Source organism: Streptococcus mitis (genome assembly GCF_005844455.1).
GTDB lineage: Bacteria > Bacillota > Bacilli > Lactobacillales > Streptococcaceae > Streptococcus > Streptococcus mitis_BF.
In genome coordinates, this window is record NZ_SPGF01000094.1 from 2,376 (window position 1) to 3,912 (window position 1,537).

The 1,537-nt window shown below is 36.6% G+C and carries 1 protein-coding gene; it reads right to left on the reverse strand.

Annotation, left to right across the window (positions count from 1 at the left end):
• On the reverse strand, positions 1 to 1,432 hold a 1,432-nt coding region (locus FGQ53_RS11785; RefSeq protein ID WP_229090374.1), incomplete at its 3' end, for a DUF1542 domain-containing protein.
• Positions 1,433 to 1,537 lie beyond the last annotated feature (105 nt).

Here is a 1,537-nt window from a genome sequence, read left to right on the forward strand (position 1 = left end):
CGACTGCTTCTTTAGCTTTAAGAGCATCGTCAATCGCTTTCTTAGCTGCTGGTTTAGATTTAGCTTCTGGGTTTACAGCCGCTACTTTATCAACACCGTCTTTCTTAGCTGCATCTACTTTACCTTGAGCTGTTTTAGCTGCTTCTGGTGTTGCTGCTGTATTAGGTTGTTCGTTAATCGCATCTGTTGCTTTTTTCGCTAATCCTTTAGCTTCTTCTTTAGCTGCATCTTTTTCTTCTTTTGTTAAGTCTGTACGATCGTCGATTTGTTTTTCTTTTTTAGCTAATTCATCAGCTACTGCTTTTAGAGCATTTTCTTTAGCGATTGGGTTTACAGTCTTAACGTCTGCTATACCTTGATCTTCTGCATCATTCACAGCTTTTTGAGCAGTTGTTGCTTCCTCTGGTGTATCAGTAAAGTCTGGTTGCTCAGCAATTTTCGCTAATTGTGCATCTGCTAATTCCTTAGCTTTGTCTTTAGCTGCTTTTTTCTCTGCTGGAGTTAAGTCTGTACGACCTTCGATTGCTTTTTCTTTATCTGCTAATGCATTTGTGACAGCTTCTTTTGCTAAATCTTTTCCTACTGGATTAACTTTTTTAAGCGCATCTCCAATTTTCGCTGCTGCAGTATCTACATCTGCATTTGTTGGTGCTGCATCGATTTGAGCTTTAACTTTATCAGCTTCTTCCTTAACTTTCTTAAGTGCATCAGCTTTTTCATTATCACTTAAGTTAGGATCTTTGTTGATTTCGTCTTGTTTAGCTTTAACAGCCTTGTCAACTGCTGTCTTAGCATCTGGTTTTGCAGATACGACAGGATTATCTTTGCTAATCTCAGTTGTACCTTCATCCTTTGCTTTTTTTAGAGCTGCTTGAGTTTTAACAGTGTCAGCATTAATTGCATCAAGAGCTTTTTTCTTATCAGCATTTACTTTAACAATTGCTGCCTCTTTTTCTTCTTTGGTTGCAGCTTTATTGCCATTAATTTTTTCAATTTGTGCAGTAGCTGCTTGTTCTACTGCTTGTATAGCAGGTTGTTTATCCAGTTTTACAACACCTGTCAAGGGAACACTATCAGTAGATCCATCGTTATAAGTAACGACAAGTTGGTCACCTTGTTTTGCTACAGATTTGATGTAATTTGATGCATTTTCTACTTCTTTATTATTTTTATTTGACAATCTTGCATCATCAGCTGTGCTATATTTAACCTTGATATTCTCTTTAATTTTAGTAAGATCAGCTTCAGATAGATTATTTGGATCAGAAACTGCGATTTTATCAGCTTCGTTTGTTTGACTTTCAATATTGTATTTCTGAGTTTGTTCACGAACTACAAGTTTGAAAGCTCCTTCTTGCTCAAGATCACTATTCTGAAGTGGTGGGGAAAATACTGCACCTTCTAAATCTTCAGCAACTAAGTATCTTGTCATTAATGGTCCTACAAATTGTGGTTTATTTGAGGTTGGGCAAAAACTAGCTTCTAAATAAAACCACACAGTGATTCCAGTCTTGAATATAATCAAGCTGAAAGAAAC